Annotated in this window: 16 protein-coding genes; 6 read left to right on the top strand and 10 right to left on the bottom strand. The window is 66.5% G+C overall.

Annotated elements, in window-relative coordinates; genetic code table 11:
* The first annotated feature begins 139 nt into the window (after positions 1-139).
* Positions 140-2,530 (top strand): RelA/SpoT family protein, encoded by a 2,391-nt coding sequence (locus ACWRN3_RS04345; RefSeq protein WP_324642075.1) that lies wholly within the window; start codon positions 140-142, stop codon positions 2,528-2,530.
* On the opposite strand, the gene ACWRN3_RS04340 is transcribed toward ACWRN3_RS04345, so the two are convergent.
* The 3 genes from ACWRN3_RS04340 to ACWRN3_RS04330 all read right to left on the bottom strand — a co-directional run bounded on the left by ACWRN3_RS04340 (position 2,411) and on the right by ACWRN3_RS04330 (position 5,818).
* Positions 2,411-3,184 (bottom strand): hypothetical protein, encoded by a 774-nt coding sequence (locus tag ACWRN3_RS04340; protein ID WP_476739952.1) that lies wholly within the window; start codon positions 3,182-3,184, stop codon positions 2,411-2,413. The two genes, ACWRN3_RS04345 and ACWRN3_RS04340, sit on opposite strands and share 120 nt — an antisense overlap.
* A 117-nt stretch (positions 3,185-3,301) precedes the next feature.
* A complete protein-coding gene (locus ACWRN3_RS04335) occupies positions 3,302-4,933 on the bottom strand; it encodes a DUF349 domain-containing protein (RefSeq protein WP_476739951.1) in 1,632 nt (543 codons plus the stop codon).
* 66 nt (positions 4,934-4,999) lie between these two features.
* The gene (locus ACWRN3_RS04330) at positions 5,000-5,818 is read right to left on the bottom strand and encodes a peptidylprolyl isomerase (protein WP_476739950.1); all 819 of its coding nucleotides are present in this window, start codon (positions 5,816-5,818) and stop codon (positions 5,000-5,002) included.
* Between the two features lie 228 nt (positions 5,819-6,046).
* On the opposite strand from ACWRN3_RS04330, the gene hisS reads away from it, so the two are divergent.
* Positions 6,047-7,417, top strand: a complete 1,371-nt coding sequence (gene hisS, locus ACWRN3_RS04325; protein ID WP_476739949.1) for a histidine--tRNA ligase — start codon at positions 6,047-6,049, stop codon at positions 7,415-7,417.
* 9 nt (positions 7,418-7,426) lie between these two features.
* On the opposite strand, the gene ACWRN3_RS04320 is transcribed toward hisS, so the two are convergent.
* Positions 7,427-8,680 carry an APC family permease gene (locus tag ACWRN3_RS04320; RefSeq protein WP_255172327.1) on the bottom strand — a complete coding sequence of 418 codons (1,254 nt, stop codon included), beginning with the start codon at positions 8,678-8,680 and terminating at the stop codon, positions 7,427-7,429.
* 98 nt (positions 8,681-8,778) lie between these two features.
* Here ACWRN3_RS04320 and aspS point away from each other — a divergent pair, with 98 nt between their 5' ends.
* Positions 8,779-10,575 carry an aspartate--tRNA ligase gene (aspS, locus tag ACWRN3_RS04315; RefSeq protein ID WP_224026163.1) on the top strand — a complete coding sequence of 599 codons (1,797 nt, stop codon included), beginning with the start codon at positions 8,779-8,781 and terminating at the stop codon, positions 10,573-10,575.
* Positions 10,576-10,713: 138 nt separating this feature from the next.
* Positions 10,714-11,478: a GNAT family N-acetyltransferase gene (locus tag ACWRN3_RS04310; protein WP_255175593.1), complete on the top strand. Its 765-nt coding sequence runs from the start codon at positions 10,714-10,716 to the stop codon at positions 11,476-11,478.
* 24 nt (positions 11,479-11,502) lie between these two features.
* Here ACWRN3_RS04310 and ACWRN3_RS04305 read toward each other — a convergent pair whose 3' ends face one another.
* From ACWRN3_RS04305 to ACWRN3_RS04280, 6 genes are all read right to left on the bottom strand, one after another.
* Positions 11,503-12,906 (bottom strand): MFS transporter, encoded by a 1,404-nt coding sequence (locus ACWRN3_RS04305; RefSeq protein ID WP_476739948.1) that lies wholly within the window; start codon positions 12,904-12,906, stop codon positions 11,503-11,505.
* Positions 12,907-12,923: 17 nt separating this feature from the next.
* A complete protein-coding gene (locus tag ACWRN3_RS04300; protein WP_255175592.1) occupies positions 12,924-13,253 on the bottom strand; it encodes a Dabb family protein in 330 nt (109 codons plus the stop codon).
* 1 nt (position 13,254) lies between these two features.
* The gene (gene chcC1, locus ACWRN3_RS04295) at positions 13,255-14,931 is read right to left on the bottom strand and encodes a 4-oxocyclohexanecarboxylate 2-dehydrogenase (protein WP_476739947.1); all 1,677 of its coding nucleotides are present in this window, start codon (positions 14,929-14,931) and stop codon (positions 13,255-13,257) included.
* 94 nt (positions 14,932-15,025) lie between these two features.
* A complete protein-coding gene (locus tag ACWRN3_RS04290; RefSeq protein WP_476739946.1) occupies positions 15,026-15,787 on the bottom strand; it encodes an SDR family NAD(P)-dependent oxidoreductase in 762 nt (253 codons plus the stop codon).
* 122 nt (positions 15,788-15,909) lie between these two features.
* On the bottom strand, positions 15,910-16,695 hold the full coding sequence (locus ACWRN3_RS04285) for an IclR family transcriptional regulator (RefSeq protein ID WP_476739945.1): 786 nt from the start codon (positions 16,693-16,695) through the stop codon (positions 15,910-15,912).
* Between the two features lie 66 nt (positions 16,696-16,761).
* Entirely contained in the window at positions 16,762-17,430 is a 669-nt protein-coding gene (locus tag ACWRN3_RS04280) for an acVLRF1 family peptidyl-tRNA hydrolase (protein ID WP_476739944.1), read from the bottom strand.
* Between the two features lie 63 nt (positions 17,431-17,493).
* Between ACWRN3_RS04280 and ACWRN3_RS04275 the strand changes: the two genes are divergently transcribed.
* Positions 17,494-18,963 (top strand): replication-associated recombination protein A, encoded by a 1,470-nt coding sequence (locus tag ACWRN3_RS04275; protein WP_255172322.1) that lies wholly within the window; start codon positions 17,494-17,496, stop codon positions 18,961-18,963.
* Between the two features lie 169 nt (positions 18,964-19,132).
* Positions 19,133-19,759, top strand: coding sequence for a 30S ribosomal protein S4 (rpsD, locus tag ACWRN3_RS04270; protein WP_009357431.1), 627 nt, complete (start codon positions 19,133-19,135; stop codon positions 19,757-19,759).
* The last annotated feature ends 53 nt before the right edge of the window (positions 19,760-19,812 follow it).

Raw genomic sequence — 19,812 nt, 5'->3', positions numbered from 1 at the left:
ACAGGCCCTCGTCACTCCATCAAAGGCCGGGCAATGCACACTGTGCGTTGCCCGGCCTTCGGCTGTCCGCGCCCGGTTATAAAAGTGGCTGCCCGGGGGAATAGACTGGAGTAATTAAACGGTGGTGAGGGGTGCTTCATTGGAAGAACGTTCGGCGTCGGCGCCAACGGCAGAGGAAGAAAAAAGTCCTGCCGGTGTACAAGCCGGTGCGGCATCCTCCGCGCGCCCGGGGTCCCTGGTTCCTGTCGACAATTCGGGATCACGCGCAACGTTTCCCGGCCGGAGGGAGCGCACCCGGTCCCGCCTTGCCCGGCTGACCGGTCGTGGAGCAGCCACCTATTCGCCCATCCTTGAGCCGCTGCTTCGCACTGTCCGGGCCAACAATCCCAAAGAGGACTTCGACCTCATCCAGCGCGCCTTCGACGTAGCTGAGCGGAGCCATCGCGGACAGAAGCGCAAGAGCGGCGACCCGTACATTACCCATCCGGTGGCTGTGGCCACCATCCTCGCCGAGCTTGGCCTCAGCGGCACCACCCTGGCGGCGGCCCTGCTGCACGACACCGTCGAGGACACCCCGTACACCCTCGCGGACCTGAAGCGGGACTTCGGGCCGGAAGTGGCCATGCTGGTGGACGGCGTGACCAAACTGGACAAGGTCAGCTTCGGCGAGGCCGCCCAGTCGGAAACGGTCCGCAAGATGGTCGTGGCCATGGCCAAGGACATCCGCGTCCTCATGATCAAGCTGGCCGACCGGCTCCACAATGCCCGTACCTGGCGCTTCGTATCAGCCGAATCGTCTGCCCGCAAAGCCCGTGAAACCCTGGAAATCTTCGCCCCGCTGGCGCACCGGCTGGGCATGAACACCATCAAGTGGGAGCTCGAAGACCTGTCGTTCGCGGCCCTCTACCCCAAGGTGTACGAGGAAATCGTCAGGATGGTGGGGGACCGGACCCCCGAGCGGGAGAAGAGCCTGGGCGTCATCCGCGACCAGATCACCGAGGACCTGCGCGCGGCCAAGATCAAAGCCACGATTACCGGCCGGCCCAAGCACTACTACTCGATCTACCAAAAGATGATTGTCCGCGACAAGGACTTCGACGACATCAACGACCTCATGGGTGTCCGTGTCCTGGTGGACTCCGTCCGGGACTGCTACGCCGCCCTGGGCACCATGCATTCGCGCTGGAACCCCCTGCCCGGCAGGTTCAAGGACTACATCGCGATGCCCAAGTTCAACATGTACCAGTCCCTGCACACCACCGTGATCGGCCCCGGCGGCAAACCGGTGGAGATCCAGATCCGCACGCACGAGATGCACCGCCGGGCCGAGTATGGCGTGGCGGCCCACTGGAAGTACAAGGACCAGCCCAACCGCACGGCGGTGGGCCCCGGAAGCCCCCGCGACGGGGACATGGGGTGGCTGCGCTCCCTGGTGGACTGGCAGCAGGAAACCTCGGATCCCGGCGAGTTCCTGGACTCGTTGCGCTTCGAGATCAACGCCCGCGAAGTGTTCGTCTTCACGCCCAAGGGTGAAGTCATGGCTCTGCCGGCAGGGTCAACGCCCGTGGACTTTGCTTACGCCGTGCACACGGAGGTAGGCCACCGCACCATTGGCGCCCGGGTCAACGGCAAGCTGGTCCCGCTCAACAGCGAGCTGAACCACGGCGACTGGGTGGAGATCTTCACGTCCAAAGCCGAGGGGGCCGGACCGAGCCAGGACTGGCAGCATTTCGTCAAGAGTGCCAGGGCACGCAACAAGATCCGCCAGTGGTTCAGCAAGGAACGCCGCGAAGAAGCCATTGACCGCGGCAAGGAGCTGTTGACGCGTGCCATGCGCAAACAGAACCTGCCACTGCAGCGGCTGATGACGCACGAGGCCCTGGCCGCCGTGGCCGAGGATTTCAAATACGCGGACATCTCCGGCCTCTACGCCGGCGTGGGCGACGGGCACACATCTGCCCAGTCGGTCATGGAAAAGCTGATCGAAAGCCTGGGCGGCAACGAGAGTGCCGATGATGACGTCGAAGAGGTCAGCATCCCCACCCAGGTCAGCAAGGTCCGCTTCTCCGACTCCGGTGTCGTGGTCCGCGGCGTGGGCGACGTCTGGGTGAAGCTGGCCCGCTGCTGCACGCCCGTTCCACCGGACCCGATCCTGGGCTTTGTGACCAGGGGATCCGGCGTCTCCGTGCACCGCACCGACTGCACCAATATCTCGGACCTGAAGGACCAGCCGGACCGGATCGTGGACGTGGACTGGGCGCCAACCCAGTCGAGCGTCTTCCTGGTGGAAATCCAGGTGGAGGCCCTGGACCGCAAATCACTGCTGTCTGACGTGACGCGGGTCCTTTCCGACAACCACGTCAATATCCTCGCCGCCAGTGTCCACACCTCCACGGACCGGGTGGCCATCTCAAAGTTCGCTTTCGAGATGGGCGATCCCAAGTACCTCAGCCACGTCCTGAGCGCCGTGCGCAGGATCGACGGGGTCTTCGACGTCTACCGCACCACCGGCAACAAACGCAGGAGCTAACAGGGCGAGCTTTTCCAGGGCAGCCCGTTTGTGGGGCACTCTGGGTGTTGCTTCGATGGCCCGCACCAGCAGCCGCAACTGCACGTCCAGCTGCGGGCGCGCCAGCAAGCCGGCGAGGGCCGGCACGGCACGCTCCGGTTCCACGTGCAGGGCGATGTCAAGGGCGGTCCGCAAGGGGCTGGAAACCATCAGGCCGCCCAGGCTGATCACATCGAACGGCCCCAACTTCACTTCGTGAAGCGTGCAGCCGCGGGTATTCCGCAGGCTGGATACCCGCCGCTTGGCATCAACCAGGAGCGCAAGCCTGTCCGGTTCCGCCGCGCAGCCATAGATCCACGCCGCAGTCATCCGCCCCGCCACGACCCGCTGCCGGATGGCCGCCGGCACAGCGCCCGCGGCTGCCCTTGCCCGCAGCTGCGGGGACGCCGGCAACCCTGGAAGCGTGTAACCGTGTTGGTGGAACCGGGCCAGCAGCCCGTCGGCGGCCAGGGATTGGAGTTCCGGACCGGCGAAGGGGACCCCGGGTGCGTACAGTTCGGGAAAGCGTGGCGCCGCGGCCGCCTCTGTTCCCCCTGCCGGGCAGCCCGGCCCCGGTGCGGAAGCGGAGGGTTCCCTTGCCGGTCCGGCGGCTGGGGATGCTGGTGGTGTGGCCATACCCCTATCCTGCCCGGACCGTGGTTAACGGGCACAGGCCCGGTCCGGTTATGTGGATAACCGGGACCGGGCCTGTGTCCTTCAGCCCAAGCCAAAGAAGCTCAGCGCAAGAAGAGCTTAGGACAGCTCGCTGGCGGAACGCTGGAGCTGGTCGAGCCAGGCCTGGCGCGCCTCGAGGGCCTCGCGGGCAGCATTGATCTTGCGCTGGTCACCGCTCTTTTCGGCCTTGGCAAGGTCTTCCTGGAGCCCGGCAATGGCGGACTCCAGCTGCGAGAGTGCGCTGTTGGTGCGTGCCTTGCGTTCGGGGTTGGACCGCTGCCACTGCTCTTCCTCGGCGTGGCGGACGGCGTCTTCCACCTTCCGGAGCCCGGCTTCGATCCGGCCCATGTCCGCCCGGGGTACCTTGCCGGCCTCTTCCCAGCGGTCACGGACGGACTGGAGCGCCTTCTTGGCGGCTGCCAGGTCCTTCACCGGAAGGATGCCGTTGGCCTCGGCCAGCAACGCCTCCTTCACCGTAAGGTTGGCGGCGTATTCCTGGTCAATTTCGTCGTTGGCAGCCTGGCGCGAGGTGAAGAAGACGTCCTGCGCGGCGCGGAACCGGGCCCACAGCGCGTCGTCGTCCTTGCGGCTTGCCCGCGGCGATGCCTTCCACTGGTCCATCAGGCGGCGGTATTCGCCGGCGGCGTAGCCCCAGTCAGTGGACGTGGAAAGCGCCTCGGCCTCAGCGATCAACTTTTCCTTGGCAGCCTTGGCCGCGGAATTGTTGCTGTCCAGCTGGGAGAAATAAGCCCGGCGGTGACGGTCGAAGACGGTGCGGGCGGCCCGGAAGCGCTTCCAGAGGGCGTCCTCGTTGCTGCGGCCCAGCCGCACGCCGCTCTTCTGGGCTGCCTTCCAGTTCTCGAAAAGCTCGTTCATCCGGGCGCTGGAGGTCTTCCACTGCGTCTGGGCGGGATCCTGGCCGGAAATCTGCTCTGCCTCGGTGACGATGGCCTCACGCGCTGCAAGCTCGGATGCACGCACGGCATCGTGCTCGGCTTTCTCTGCCTTCTCCAGCTCGGTGATCTCGGCGGCGAGCTTGTCCAGGCGCGCCTCGGCTGCCCGCAGGTCGCCCACCATGTTCCGTTCGGCGAGCTGTTCACGCAGGTGCGTTACCGTCTTCTGCATGTCGGTGCTGGGAGCCTTGGAGCTGACGCGCTGTTCGAGGAGGACGATCTGCGCCACGACGTCGTCGTACTTTCGCGCAAAGTAGATCAGCGCCTCATCGCCGCTCACGCCGGGGTACTGTCCCACGGGGTGCTCGCCGCCGTCGATATTCAGGTAGACGTGGCCGTCCCCTTCCACCCGGCCCCACTTGGAGGCCTCGGCGACAGATGTGCTGGGAGCAGCGGGCACCGGTGCGGCGGCGGGAGCGGCGGCAGCGGGCTTGGGACGCGACGCAAAGGCAGCAGGCGACGGTGCTGACGGCCGGGGCCCCGGAGCGGCTGCGGCAGCAGGCACGGACGGCTCCGCGGCAGGGGCTGCCGCGGACTGGTCTTCCGCGTCCTGCGCAGTGGCCTCCTCAACAGAGCCCTCATCAACAGTGCCCTCGTCGACAGGGCTCTCTTCAGCAGTGCCCTCCTCTGAAGCGGTTGCTTCGGGGGCCGCAGGTGCCTGCCCGGCCTGTGCAGCAGTATCGGCAGCGTCCTCGGCCGGAGCCGTTGGTTCGGTTACGCCTGTTGCTATTTCGTCGGATTTCTGACTGTCTGTCACCGCTAAAAGTCTTTCGCTTGGAGGGAAATACTCACGTACTGCACCGCGGCCTTGCCGGCCCGGCTCCTACTTCAGAGAAAACGAGTCTATCGTGACTGGTTGTTTTGGTGCGCCGTCCGTGTCGCTGGCGCCTGGCGTGACGCCGGCGGCAGCAATGTTGGACACCACATCAAGCCCCGAGGTCACCTTTCCCACCGCGGTATAGCCCCCTGCCGCGTCTGCCGGAATTGCCGTGTCCTTGTAGACAATGAAGAACTGTGTCCCGTTGCCGTAGGCGTTGTTGCCGGTACGGGCCACGGCGATGGTGCCGGCGGGGTACATGTTGTCCGCCGGGGTGTTTTCCAACGGGCCCCACGTGTAGTTGGGGTCGCCCTGGCCGTCGCCATTGGGTGAGCCGCACTGCAGCACGCCGAACTGGTCGGCGGTGGTGAGCCGGTGGCACGTCTTGCCGTTGAAATAGCCTTGGTCGCTGAGCGACTTGAAGACCGCGGCGGCCTGCGGAGCCTTGGTTCCATCCACCTCCACGCCGAGCGGGCTGCCGTTCAGCAGCAGCTGGCCCGTGAACGTCTTGCCCGCAGCGGTGTCTGCGGCCGGGATGTTCGGCCCGTTGGTTGCCGCAGCGGATGGAGTGGGGGAGGCGCTGGCCGAGGCGGATGGCTCCGTCAGGCCTGCCTGGGCGGCGGCATACTCGTCCTCGGTCGGGTTCCCGGCGAACGCCGTGAGTTGGAGGACGACGGCAAGCACTACGGCGGCGGTTCCCGCGCCGGCGGCCACGAGGTTGTCGCGTTTGCGCCGCTTCTCCTGGTCGCGCCGGAAGTCACGCTTGGCTTCCATTTGCAGGATGCGCCGTTTCGTTTCGCGGGCACTGCGTGAACTGGCCGGCAAGGGTCCTCCTCATCGTCGGGCTGCGGGTGTGCCGCGGTTGGCCGCGGCGCGCAGGAATCAGCGGCGAGTCAGTGCCGTCCGCCGTATTAGAGATGCACACGGAGGAACGCATAAACTGGCTGCCGCACATAGTTTATGCATGGCCGGCTGTGCTGCCGCCGTACGCCGTCTCTGAACGGTGTGGCCGGCAGTGCGCCGCGCCTTCCATCCCTAAGGAGAACCTTCCCCATGGCACGCACCGCCTCCCTGTCCGGATTCCCCGAGTGGCTTCCAGAGGAGCGGCTGGTGGAGCTGCATGTGCTCGATACCCTGCGCAGGGTCTTTGAACTCCATGGTTTTGCCTCGATCGAAACCCGGGCTGTGGAGACGGTGGGTCAGTTGCTCCGCAAGGGCGAGATCGACAAGGAAGTGTACGGACTCAGCCGGCTCCAGGAGGATGAGAGCGACAACCCGGTGAAGGGCGGCAAAGCGGATCCCCACGCGCTGGCCCTGCATTTTGACCTGACGGTGCCGTTTGCCCGCTACGTCGTCGAAAACGCCGGCTACCTCGCCTTCCCGTTCCGCCGCTACCAGATCCAGAAGGTGTGGCGCGGCGAGCGGCCCCAGGAAGGCCGGGCCCGCGAGTTCACCCAGGCGGACATCGATGTGGTGGGCGACGGCGAGCTTCCGTTCCGTTACGACGTTGAGATTGCACTGGTCATCGCCGAGGCCCTCAGCGCCCTGCCCATCCCCGACTTCCGCCTCCGGATCAACAACCGCAAGCTCGCGGAGGGCTTCTACCGCGGCATCGGCCTCGATGACACCGCAGGCGTGCTGCGCAGCATCGACAAGCTTGAAAAGATCGGTCCCGCCAAGGTGGCTGAACTGCTGAAGAGCGAACTGGGCGCTTCCGATGACCAGGCCGCCAAGGCGCTGCAGCTGGCAGCCATCCGCACGGAAGACACATCCTTCGTGGCGCAGGTCCGGGCCCTCGGCGTCACCAACGAGCTCCTGGATGAAGGCCTGGACGAACTGGAACAGGTCATCGATGCCGCCGTGCAGCGGGCTCCCGGCAAGGTGCTGGCCGACCTCAGCATCGCCCGCGGCCTGGACTATTACACCGGCACCGTGGTGGAGACCGTGCTGGTGGGCCACGAGCAACTCGGGTCCATCTGCTCCGGCGGCCGGTACGACGCCCTGGCGTCCAAGGGCAACCGGAAGTTCCCGGGCGTCGGGCTGTCCATCGGCGTCACCCGTCTGGTGTCCCGGATCCTGAGCCAGGACCTGGCCAAGGCCTCCCGTTCGGTTCCCACGGCGGTGCTGGTGGCCCTGAACCACGACGACAGCTGGGGCGGCGCCCAGGACGTCGCCGCGCTCCTGCGCAGCAGGGGCATTCCCACTGAAGTGGCGGCCAAGGCAGAAAAGTTCGGCAAGCAGATCAAGTTCGCGGACCGGCGGGGCATCCCGTTCGTCTGGTTCACCGACGAGGACGGCACGCACCAGGTCAAGGACATCCGTACCGGCGAACAGGTGCTGGCGGCACCCGAAACCTGGATGCCGCCGCTGGAGGACCTGACGGTTCAGGTTGAAACAACCGCCCCCGCAGCAGCCTCCGTGTAGCCCGGGAACTCAGCGCTTGGGCTGGCGCTGCCGGAGGCGCAGCACCAGCCAGCGCCCGGCCACCCCCGCTGCGAGTACCGCGGCCATGGTCAGGACGGGCGCCGGCGGCAGGGTGAAGGCAAGGACGACGCAGCCCAGGAACCCCACGGCGTTCAGCCAGCGGGGAGCATAGCCGGGATGGGTCGTGAGGGTGAAGGCGGACGCGTTCGCCACGGCGTAATACACCAGTACGCCGAAGCTTGAGAAGCCCACCACCGTCATCACGTTGGTGGTCAGCAGGAGCAGGATGACGACGGCGGCCACGGCAAGTTCCGCCACGAACGGGACGGTGTGGGTGCCGCCTACCTTTGCCAGCGGACCCGGAAGATCGCGTTCCCGTGCCATGGCCAGGGTGGTCCGCCCCACGCCGGTGATGAGGGCTAGGAGGGCGCCCAGGCACGCAGCGGCTGCGCCCGCCTGCACCAGCGGCGCGGCAGGGGCAAGACGGGAATCCAATACTGCGTCCAGCAGGGGAGTTCCGGACGCGGCAAGCCGCTCTCCGAGATGGTTCAGCAGGAGCAGTGCCAGCAGCAGGTAGATGGCGAAAGCGGCTGCCAGGGCCGCCAGGATGGCCCGCGGGATGGCCCGTGTGGGGTCTTTGACCTCTTCACCCAGCGTGGCGATCCGGGCATAGCCGGCAAAAGCGAAGAACATGAGCCCGGCTGCCGGCAGGACTCCCGCCGGGTTGCCCGACGGCGGCCCGGTCAGTTCCGCCGCGGCGTGCGGGCCCAGCCACGCGGCCACGGCGACGAAGACCAGCGTCGCCAGGACCATGCACAGCAGAATGCGTGTCAGCAGGGCGGTCCGGGTAATGCCGAACAGGTTGACTCCGGTGAGCGCCACGACGGCGGCCACAGCAACCGGGACCGCATAATCCCGCGCCACGTAGCTGCCGAACGTCAACGCCATGGCTGCGCAGGACGCCGTCTTGCCTGTCACGAAACCCCAGCCTGCCAGGAAGCCCGGCCACTCGCCGAGCTGGTTCCGGCCGTACACATAAGTACCGCCGCTGGTGGGGTACTTGGCGGCGAGGGCGGCAGAGGCCACGGCGTTGCAGTACGCCACCGCTCCTGCGATCAGTACTGACAGGACCAGAAGATTCCCTGCCAGCGCCGCGGCCGGAGCGAACACCACAAACACGCCGGCGCCCAGCATGGAACCGAGTCCGATCGCGGTGGCATCAAAGGTCCCGAGCCTGCGCTGCAGCTGCTGCGGTTCGCTCATGCGGCGGCATTCCCTTTCCAGCGGGTAAACTCGGACGGGATCGTTCCCGCAACGATCATATTGAAACTTCCCACTGTTTTCCCGCAGAAAGGCGTGCTGTGCTGCGCACACATGACCTCGGATCCCTTCGTTCCGAGCACATTGGACAAACCGTAACCCTGGCCGGCTGGGTGGGCCGCCGTCGTGATCACGGTGGTGTGGCATTCGTTGACCTTCGCGACGCTTCCGGCGTGGCCCAGGTGGTGGTCCGCGAGGAAGAAGTGTTCCACGGACTGCGCAACGAGTACGTCCTGCAGGTCACGGGCACCGTATCCAAGCGTCCGGAGGGTAACGAGAATCCCGCCCTCGCGACGGGAGAGATCGAGGTCATTGCCGAGGACGTCACCATCCTCAACACCTCCGACCCCCTGCCGTTCCAGATTGACGAACACGTGGAAGTCGGCGAGGAAGCCCGCCTCAAGCACCGCTACCTTGACCTGCGACGCCCCGGCCCCAGCCGCAACCTGCGCCTCCGCTCCGAGGCCAACCGGGTGGCGCGCGACCTGCTCCACCAGGAGGGCTTCGTGGAGATTGAGACGCCCACGCTGACGCGTTCGACGCCGGAAGGCGCCCGTGACTTCCTGGTTCCGGCACGCCTGGCCCCGGGTTCCTGGTACGCCCTCCCGCAGTCCCCGCAGCTTTTCAAGCAGCTGCTGCAGGTGGGCGGGTTCGAGAAGTACTACCAGATTGCACGCTGCTACCGCGACGAGGACTTCCGTGCGGACAGGCAGCCGGAATTCACCCAGCTGGACATCGAGGCCAGCTTCGTCGACCAGGACGACATCATCCGGCTGGGCGAAAACATCGTTAAGGCAGTGTGGCAGCTCATCGGAGCGGACATCCCGACGCCCATCCAGCGCATCACCTACGCCGACGCCATGGCGCGGTACGGCTCCGACAAGCCGGACCTTCGCTTCGGGCTGGAACTGACCGAGCTCACCGATTTCTTCAAGGACACCAACTTCGGCGTGTTCAAGGCTCCCTACGTGGGTGCCGTGGTCATGCCCGGCGGCGCTTCCCAGGCACGCCGTGCCCTGGACGCGTGGCAGGAATGGGCCAAGCAGCGCGGCGCCAAGGGCCTTGCCTACGTCCTGTACAAGGAGGACGGCGAACTCGCCGGCCCCGTGGCGAAGAACCTCACCGAGTTCGAGCGCGCCGGCCTGGCCGACGCTGTGGGCGCGAAGCCCGGCGACTGCATCTTCTTCGCCGCTGGTGAAAAGACCCCCTCGCGCGCCCTGCTGGGTGCGGCCCGCGTGGAAATCGGCCACCGTACCGGCCTGATCGATCCCACGGACTGGGCTTTCTGCTGGGTTGTGGACGCACCCATGTTCGAGCCGGCCGCCGCTGCCGTTGCCTCCGGCGACGTTGCTGTCGGCGGAGGCCAGTGGACTGCCGTGCACCACGCCTTCACCTCACCCAAGCCGGAATTCCTTGACACGTTCGACAAAGATCCCGAGTCGGCGCTCTCCTACGCCTACGACATTGTCTGCAACGGCAACGAAATCGGCGGCGGTTCAATCCGTATCCACCAGCGTGACGTGCAGGAGCGCGTCTTTGAACTGATGGGCCTGGACAAGGAAGACGCGCAGACCAAGTTCGGATTCCTGCTGGAGGGCTTCAAGTACGGCGCACCCCCGCACGGCGGTATCGCGTTCGGCTGGGACCGCGTGGTGTCGCTGTTGGCAGGGGTGGAGTCCATCCGCGACGTCATCGCCTTCCCGAAGTCCGGTGGCGGCCACGACCCCCTCACGGAAGCACCGGCCCCCATCACGCCCCAGCAGCGCAAGGAGGCCGGCGTGGACTTCAAGCCGGAGGCCAAGAAGCCGGAAGTGAAGAAGCCCGAAGACAAGCAGTAGTGCACGGTTAGTGGCCCAAGGCCGCAATCATTGGAGGTTCCCCGGTCTGCCCGGGGGACCTCCTGCCGTTAAGGAAGGAACAGCCCCGTGACCACACCGAGCCGGGTCCACCCCGCACCCCTGGGCCTTGAAGCCGCCATGGACGCAGCATGGCCCGCACCGGACCGCCATGATGCCGGCGGCTGGACGTTTCGTGCGGCCGAAGGCGTCACCCAACGGGCCAACTCCATCTGGCCACGCAGTGAACAGTACGGTGGCGACCAGTGCAGCGACGACCTCCCGGGCCTGCTCAGGGAGGCCAGGGCCTGGTACCGCAGCCGCAGCCTCCCGGTCATCTTCCAGGTCTTCGACACCCCGGCAGCGTCCGGTCTCCATGAACTGTTGGACGCGGAGGGCTTCACCCGCCAGTCCGAGACCCTGGTCATGACCCGCAGCGCCGTGGACGCCCGGATTCCCGCAGGCGCCACACCGGAGGTGGAACTCTCCACGGAGCCGTCAGGGGAGTGGCTGCGGGTTTGGTGGGAGGTGGACGGCCGCGGCGGGGAGGACTCCCTGGCCGTCGCCGAAACCATCCTTAAGGGCTGCCCCTCCGTGTATGCCCTGGTGCGGGACGGCGATGGCAGGGCTTCCGCCGTCGGCCGCCTTGCCCTCCCGGGCGGCAGCGGGCAGGGCGGCCTGTACTGCATGGCTACCCTGCCCGCCGCGCGCCGCCAGGGCTTCGCGGCCGCCATCCTGCAGTCGCTGCTGCGGGCAGGCAACGAGCGGGGAGTGGACGGCTTCTGGCTTCTGGTCACAGCGGCGAACCGTGGGGCGCAGCAACTCTACGGGAAAGCCGGGTTCCGTGAGGCCGGCCGCTACCTGTACCGGCAGGAACGCCCGCAGCGCGCCCTGACTGGTTGCTAGGGCTGCATTAGGGGGCCCGCGGGATCAGTGGATCCGGGTGCCGGCTGTTGGTGCGTCCTGCAGTTCGTGCCTGCTTGCCAGCAGCAGATCACGGCGCTGTGCGGATCCCTTGAGGTAGGAGGTGCCCAGTTCGGCAATAGGTGTCCTGAAGGTCTCCGGGGAGTAGAAGGCCGATGCTGCCGCGATAAGCATGCAGACCGTGGCGAAGACAGCCACCGGAATCCAACCGGTTATACCGGGGGCAAGGAGCATGCCGGCAATCATTGGTGCGAATCCGGCGAGAACCAGTCCGAGCTGGTTACCCCGTGCCATTCCGGTGTAACGGACGGGGGCGGCGAACTGTTCGGCGAAGAATGCCGGCCAAATGCCGTTGAAGCCCGAATAGAGCACCGTCATGTTGAGGAAGGCGGACAGGAAGACCAGCGCGAGGTTGCCGGAGGACAGGGCGAGGAAGTAGAGGAAGATCGTAACCGAGCAGCCGATGGCGGCCGTAAGCAGCAAGGGGCGTCGTCCTATCCGGTCCGAAAGCCTGGCCGCGAGCGGCATGGCCACCATCGACAGTCCGATGGCCACAGCATTGACGGTCAGGATGGACGCTCGGTCAAAGCCGGCAGTAGTGGTGGCATAGGCCAATCCGAACACGGTGAAAACGGTCTGCATGACGGACATGATGGACATCCCCACGACGCGCATAACGTCAGCCCCCTGGAACCTGAGCACTTCCTTAATCGGCATCGGGGCCACCTGGTCCGTTGCCTGGGCTTCCTCAAAAACGGGGGTCTCGTCCAGGTGCGTCCGCACCCAATAAGCGATCCCGAGGACCACGATGGAGAGCCAGAAGGGAATGCGCCATCCCCAAGCCATCATGGCTTCCTGTGGCAGGGCTGCCACGGGAATAAAGACGAGGGTGGCAAGCACCATGCCGGAGGCGTAGCCGGTCATCACGAAGCTGGTGAAGAAGCCCCTTTTTCCTTCCGGTGAATGTTCGAGGGTCAGGGTCGAGGCGCCCGCCGATTCCGCGCCGGCGGAAAACCCCTGGGCCAGGCGGCTGGCCACCAGGAGGATCGGGGCCCAGATGCCCACCTGTTCGTAGCCGGGCAGGAACCCGATACCCAATGACGACAGGCCCATGATGCCCAGGGTGAGCAGCAGGATTTTCTTGCGGCCCAGTTTGTCCCCGAAGTGGCCCATGACCAGGCCTCCAACCGGACGGGCGACGTAGGCTACGCCGAACGTGGCAAATGCACTGATCAACCCGACCGCCGGGTCTGCGGTCGGAAAGAAGATGTGCGGAAAGACCAGGGCGGCGGCCGTCCCGTAGATGAAGAAATCGTAGTACTCAAGCGTGCTGCCGAGGAAGGACGCCAACGCCGCTTTGCCCGGAGTCTTACGCTGGGCAGTATCTGGTGCGGATTGGGATGGGGACATGGACTGCATGGTTCTCCTCAAGACGTCGGTGTCTCAGTGGGAGCCTGCTGGGAATCCGCCAGGTGGAAGTCCACCGAGAGGATTTGCTGGCTGTTGGGAAATGAGTAGGACTTAAGCGGCTCGTGCAGGCGATGGGTGTTGTAGACCGCAATGTCCTCGACCGATTCGAAATCGGCCACAATGGCGTAGTCGAAAGAGCGCTCGGTCCCGAGCACGTTAGCGCCGTGGGTCAGGCTGAGCATGCCGCGAATGTTCCCGGCCATCCTGTCGAGTCCGGTGATCCAGGCATGCTTGTCAGCGGGCGGAAAATCCGGTTTGAACTTGAAGAGCACGGTATGGCGGATCATCTCAGGCACCCACCAGTTCCGCGCCTGCTCCGTTTCGTTCAGCCGCGCAATACTCCGGCCGCAGCCCGGCGATGGTGCGGCCTGCCAGGTAGCCCATAGTCATGCTTGGCCCAAGGGTTGCTCCGGCGCCGGGGTATCCGGCTGCGTAGGCGTTTTCGGTCGTGTTTCCTGCGGCGAACAGGCCCTTGATGGGCTGGTTGTCGACGTCGAGCACGCGGGCCAGCCCGTCGGTTGCAACGCCGCCGTTGGTGCCGAAAGCGCCATTGACCACTTCCATGGCGTAGAACGGCCCGGTCTGCAGCGGACCGAGGGAGGGGTTCGGGTACGGGTTCTCCTCGTCGCCCCAGTACTTGTCGTAGGCGCTTTCACCGCGGCCGAAGTCGGGGTCTTCGCCCTTGACCGCGTATTCGTTGAACCGTGCCACGGTTGCGCGGAGGTTTTCCGCAGGCACGTTGATCTTGGCCGCGAGTTCTTCTAATGTGTCCGCCTCGATCAGGTAGCCGGGAGTGGGCTGGCCGGCGCGGTGGGCCAGGATGCCATAGCGCTCCATGTAGGCGTGGTCCACGATTACATGGGCAGGGGTATTGAGGGTCTGGTTTTTGGGGGAGTCCCAGGACTGCAGGCTCCGGGCGAGGTCGTTGTAGTTCTGCGACTCGTTGGCGAAGCGGCGGCCGTGGCGGTTCACCATGATCGATCCAGGGCCCTGGCGTTCGAAGCGCAGCAGGGTGCCGATCGGCTGGCCGTCCCGGGTGTCCCCGGTGACGGACATTGGGGCCCACCAGGCTTCCCTGGTGCCGCGGGTCTGGCCGCCGATCCGCTGGGCCATCCGCAGGCCGTCGCCGGTGTTCGAGGGCGGCGAGCACATCGTGTAAAGCCGCGAGGCCAGCATCGAGTCGGCGAGTGCCTTGTCCCATTCGAAGCCGCCGGTGGCCAGTACTACGGCATCGTTTGCGTGGAAGGCCTGACCGGATTCGAGCTCGACGCCGGTTACCCGGGTGCCGTCTGTCAGCAGCCGACGGCCCCGTGCTTCGGTGACTAGTGCGGCACCGTCGCGGACCAGGCTGGCAAGGAGCATGGACACCAGGGCCTGGCCCTTGGCCACGAGCCCGTCAGCCTGGCGCTGGTTGAGGTCGTCCCAGGGGAACTTGGTGAAGGCGCCCCAGTTTTCGTATTCCTGCATTGTGAACGGGGCCCGGCCGTCAGTGCGGACGTGCGCGGTGAGCTTGCCGATGGCTTCCTTGCTGTTGAACAGCTCGGGTTCCACCGTGCGGCCGCCCTCCACGGCGCCGGGGAGGTCCTGGCGGTAGTCCGGGAAGTTGTTGAGGAAGATGAAGCGGACGCCGCATTCCTCTTCAACGAAGCGGAGCATCTGGTCCCCGTAGTCCAGGGCGGCGTCCAGGAGCTCCTCCCGTCCGCGTCCCCGGGCCACGGCACGCACGTACTTTGCGGCCGCTTCCTTCGAATCGGTCATGCCGGCTTCCCGGGCGTGGTGGTTATCCGCCACCCACAGCATGCCGCCGGAGACGGCGGACGTGCCGCCCAGCAGGGGGCTCTTTTCCAGGACGAGGACGGACTTGCCGGCGCGCGCTGCGGTGGCCGCCGCGGTGAGTGCGCCGGCGCCGGATCCGACGACGACGACGTCGTAGCTTTCGGCTGCGGTTCCATTGACGAATTTCATGGGTGTTGCCTTTCAGGAGGAGGAAATGGTTGCGCAGATGCCTGCGCCAACGGCTCTGTCAAGCGGCTGCCAGGGCCGGGAACCCGGCGGCCGGTTAGACGGCGGTGTAGCCGCCGTCGATAACCAGCTCGGAACCGGTGGTGAAGCGGGACTCGTCGGAGGCCAGGTACAGCACCCCGTAGGCGATCTCGTCCGGTTTGCCCTGCCGGGGAAGGGGATTGGAGCCCACCAGCTGCTTGTAGTAGGCATCAGCGCCGATGTCCGACTGCTCGGCGGAGCGGCGGCTCATCCGGGTGTCCATGGAGCCGGGGTGGATGGAATTCACCCGGATGCCGTGGGCACCGTACGCCGCCGCATCGGACTTGCTCAGGAGCCGGACTGCACCCTTGGTCGCGTGGTACAGCGGCACGTTCCGTCCGCCCGTGATTCCGTGGATGGAGGAGAAGTTGACGATACTGCCGGCGCCCTTTTCGATCATGCCGGGGACCACGTGCTTGGTCATGAGCCAAACGCCCTTGACGTTGACGTTGAAGATCGTGTCGAAGTCGGACACCGAGGCGGTGTGCGAGGCTCCGGCCGGCCCAATTATTCCGGCGGCGTTGACCAGGATGTCCGGCGTCCCGAGATCCTCGCGGACCTGGCGGATGGCTTCCGCGACGCTCTCCTCGCTGGTGACATCGACGTCGTACTCTTTGACGTTGGTGTGGGAGGTTGCGGCGGGGATGCCGGCAACGTCCAGGCTGGCGACTGCTGCGCCGTGTTCTGCCAGCAGGGCGGCAGTGGCCCTGCCCAGGTCACCGCGGCCGCCTGTGACGACTGCAGTCTTGCCTGCCACGCGGTTCGCTGTGGTGTTCATGCGGTCTGCTCCTCGTAACTCCAGCAGCCTCGTTGCTGCATCCCAGCCAGAGTTGCAGGGGAGCTGTGACTGGAACCACATGTTTACCGATCAACGGCAAAAGTTAGTTCTCGTGGCTTTGCCTAGTGGCTCTGGCGAAGGGTGCCCTTCAACTCGCCCCGCCAGCCGAGGGCCCGCGAGATCCCGCGGGCCGATGCCATCAGCACGGGCACCCGGGCGGCTGCATTCTCCTCGTTGCGCGGGACCACCACGCTGAGCGCCGCGCGGATGGAGTTGTCCGGTCCGAAGACGGGAACGGCGATGCCGCTGGATTCGGGAACAATCACGCCCGGCATGGCTGCAAAGCCCCGCTGCCTGATCGCGGCCAGATGGCGGCGCAGCTCGGACGGGTCGGTCAGCGTCGTTTCGGTGAATTTCGTCAGGGGCCGGGCCAAGAACCTGTCCTGGTAGGCCGCGGGGGAGTGTGCCAGGAGGACAAGGCCCGACGACGTCGCGTGGAGCGGCAGCCGGCCCGCAACTTTGGTGATGTCCACGATGGTCTTATCCGAGCCCAGGCGCTCGATGTACAGCACTTCGTCCGAATCCAGGATGCCCAGCGTGGTGGAGTGCTGCACCACGGACTGGACGTCCTCCATGAAAGGCAGCGCGGCTTCCCGCAGGCTGAGCGTCTTGGACCCCCGGGAGGCCAGTTCCCACATCCGGGTGCCGATATGGATGTCGCCGCCGGGCTCACGTTCGAGCAGCCGTTCGTGGAGCAGATCGTTGACCAGCCGGTAGGTGGTGGTGACCGGCAGCCCGGTCCTGCGCCCAAGTTCGGCGACGCTCATGGAACTAGGGCGGTCGTCGAATGCACTCACGATCTTCACGAAGCGGCCGATAATCGACTCGCCCGACGCGGAATTGGCCACATTGCTCCTTCGGATTCCCGCTCAATGGTAATCCTCCTCCTGTGCCGCCCCCTGCTCCCGTCAGGCTCAGCCTGGCGGATCGGTCACTGTCACCCTTACCGAGCAGGCGTCCGCCGCGGCCTTCTTCAGCACGGCGGCCCGGGGTTCGGCTACGTCCAGGTAGGCAAGGCGCGGCAGGCGGGCGTAATCACGCAGGGCCGGTTCCTCCAGGACCAGGTCGGCCAGGGTCCGGTCGCCGCCCGGCACCAGGTACTCGAAGGCGGCCGCGCGGAACACTTCCGCCGCCTGCTGTGCCACGGCTCCCACCAGGGCGTCCGCCTGGTTGGAGCGGCGCCGGGCGAACCGCTGCTGGGACTGGCCGCCCGCCGCCGTGCGGGACTGGACGTACCGGGTGCCCGCCTTGGACGCGAGCAGCATGCCTTCGCTTGCCACCCCGATGCCGTATCCGCCCCGCCGCACCAGCAGCAACCCCAGCCGGCGCGGCTGCGACGCAAGCGCAGCCAGCCGCTCCAAGGGGCCGGTTCCGCGCCCGGGGCGTCCGTCGGCCGGCCACGGCGCCTGCAGGAGCGCCCCGGTGCCGTCGGACGCCACAAGGAGGAGGCCGTCGTCGCCGTCCTGCAGCCGGTAGCCGCCGTGGGAGGAACCGAAGCGCTCCGCCCAGCCGGCCAGCCGGGCACCGGACACGAACGCCGTCCGAACTGACGGCGGGGCACCGGGGGGACCTGGGGCGGACATGGCAGTCCCTTCGTATCGGGGGAGATGGAAAAGCAGGTGGTGGACTGGAAGTAGCCTATCTATGTGGATGATCTCTTCGGGAACGGCCCAGAAAACGACGACGACGAGCGTCCCGTCGCGGGGGAAAGCGCAGGTTCCCGGGGACAGGGTTCGCGGGGCAAGGGTTCGCCGCGGAGCCCGCTGGCTGTGCGCATGCGGCCCCGCACGCTGGACGAAGTGGTGGGCCAGCAACACCTGCTTGGCCAGGGGTCGCCGCTGCGCCAGCTGGCCGCCGGGGCAGGCGCGGACGCCTCCGGTCCAGCCGGACCCAGCTCCCTGATCCTCTGGGGCCCTCCCGGTACCGGCAAGACCACCCTGGCGCACGTCATCGCCAGGGGCCCCGGGCGCAAGTTCGTGGAACTTTCCGCCATCACCGCCGGCGTCAAGGACGTCCGCCGCGTCATGGACGACGCCCTGACGGCCCGCGACCTGTACAAGACCACCACGGTGCTGTTCCTCGATGAAATCCACCGCTTCAACAAGGCCCAGCAGGATGCCCTGCTGCCCGGCGTCGAAAACCGCTGGGTGGTCCTGGTGGCTGCCACCACGGAAAACCCCTCCTTCTCGGTGGTCTCGCCCCTGCTGTCCCGCTCCCTGCTCCTCACGCTCAAGCCCCTGACCGATGCGGACATCGAGGGCCTCCTCGTAAGGGCCGTGGAGGATCCGCGGGGGCTGGGCGGCAAGGTCCGGCTCAGCGATGAAGCGCTGGAACACCTGGTCCGGCTGTCCGGCGGCGACGCCCGCCGTGCCCTTACCGCCCTGGAGGCCGCGGCCGGCGTCGCGTTCGGTGACGCGGACGACGTCGAACGTTCCGTGGGGGAGGAAGGCGCACCTTCCGCGCCGGGCACCGAAGAGCCGGTCACCGTGGAGCTGCGCCACACCGAGCGCGCCCTGGATGCCGCCGCCGTCCGCTATGACCGCGCGGGCGACCAGCACTACGACGTAACCAGTGCGTTCATCAAATCCATCAGGGGATCCGACGTGGACGCGGCCCTGCACTACCTCGCCCGGATGCTCGAGGCGGGCGAGGACCCCCGGTTCGTGGCCCGCCGGATCGTCATCTCCGCGGCGGAGGACGTGGGCATGGCGGACCCCACCGCGCTGCAGACCGCCGTGGCAGCAGCACAGGCGGTCCAGCTCATCGGTATGCCCGAAGGCCGGATCATCCTGGCCGAGGCCGTCGTCCACCTCGCCACCGCACCAAAGTCGAACGCCGCCTACATGGGCATCAACAAAGCGATCGCGGACGTGCGGGCGGGCCTCGGCGTCGGAATTCCTGCGCACCTGCGCGATGCCCACTATCCGGGCTCCAAGCAGCTGGGCCACGGCGTGGGCTACAAGTACGCCCACGATGCGCCGCACGCAGTGGCCACCCAGCAGTACCCGCCGGATGACCTGGTGGGCCGCGACTACTACCAGCCCACCGGCAACGGTGCCGAACGGGATATCGCCCAACGGCTGGAACGACTGCGGAGGATTGTCCGGGGCAAGTAATGGCGTGGTAAGCTGAATCTTTGTCTGGCAAGGCGCGGACGCACAATCTCCCCAATTCAGGTTGGCAAGGTTATGCCCTGCGCCCAGTAGCAAAAGGCAGCGGTTGGCCGATGCTCTCCATCGTGGAGGCCAGTAACACTGACACACCGCAGATATTGGAAGGACACAAGTGGCTAACAACACTCGTGCTCGCCGTCAGGCCCGCCTCTCGCGGTCCCTCGGCATTGCTCTGACCCCCAAGGCCGCCAAGTACATGGAGCGCCGCCCGTACGGCCCCGGTGAGCATGGCCGTGCCCGCAAGAAGCAGGACTCCGACTACGCCGTACGCCTGCGCGAAAAGCAGCGCCTGCGCGCCCAGTACGGCATCCGCGAAGCACAGATGACCCGTGCCTTCGAAGAGGCCCGCCGCACCAAGGGCCTGACCGGTGAGAACCTCATCGAACTGCTCGAAATGCGCCTTGACGCCCTGGTCCTGCGTGCCGGCTTCGCCCGCACCATCGCCCAGGCCCGCCAGCTGGTTGTGCACCGCCACATCATGGTTGACGGCGTCCGCGTTGACCGCCCGTCGTTCCGCGTCGGCGAAGGCCAGCTGGTCCACGTCCACAGCCGCAGCGAAACCATGGTTCCGCTCCAGGTTGCCGCAGCCGGCGCTCACCGCGACGTCCTGCCTGCCGTTCCGGCCTACCTGGACGTCAAGCTGGAAGCGCTGCAGGCCCGCCTGGTGCGCCGACCCAAGCGTTCCGAAATCCCGGTGACCTGCGAAGAGCAGCTCGTCGTCGAATTCTACGCACGCTAAATCCCAGCAGCGTACCCAAAGAAGCCCGTGGCAAGCGCCGCGGGCTTCTTTGT

The sequence above is a fragment of the Pseudarthrobacter sp. rb genome (genome assembly GCF_056389225.1).
Note: the sequence above shows the minus strand (reverse complement) of the source record. Positions and strands in the feature narration are given on the sequence as shown.

What these genes read in the sequence shown, in the direction of transcription:
- ACWRN3_RS04340 (WP_476739952.1), bottom strand. Translation starts at nt 3,184, where the DNA reads ATGGCCACACCACCAGCATCCCCAGCCGCCGGACCGGCAAGGGAACCC.
- hisS (WP_476739949.1), top strand. Translation starts at nt 6,047, where the DNA reads ATGGCACGCACCGCCTCCCTGTCCGGATTCCCCGAGTGGCTTCCAGAG.
- ACWRN3_RS04320 (WP_255172327.1), bottom strand. Translation starts at nt 8,680, where the DNA reads ATGAGCGAACCGCAGCAGCTGCAGCGCAGGCTCGGGACCTTTGATGCC.
- ACWRN3_RS04310 (WP_255175593.1), top strand. Translation starts at nt 10,714, where the DNA reads ATGGACGCAGCATGGCCCGCACCGGACCGCCATGATGCCGGCGGCTGG.
- ACWRN3_RS04305 (WP_476739948.1), bottom strand. Translation starts at nt 12,906, where the DNA reads ATGTCCCCATCCCAATCCGCACCAGATACTGCCCAGCGTAAGACTCCG.
- ACWRN3_RS04300 (WP_255175592.1), bottom strand. Translation starts at nt 13,253, where the DNA reads ATGATCCGCCATACCGTGCTCTTCAAGTTCAAACCGGATTTTCCGCCC.
- chcC1 (WP_476739947.1), bottom strand. Translation starts at nt 14,931, where the DNA reads ATGAAATTCGTCAATGGAACCGCAGCCGAAAGCTACGACGTCGTCGTC.
- ACWRN3_RS04290 (WP_476739946.1), bottom strand. Translation starts at nt 15,787, where the DNA reads ATGAACACCACAGCGAACCGCGTGGCAGGCAAGACTGCAGTCGTCACA.
- ACWRN3_RS04280 (WP_476739944.1), bottom strand. Translation starts at nt 17,430, where the DNA reads ATGTCCGCCCCAGGTCCCCCCGGTGCCCCGCCGTCAGTTCGGACGGCG.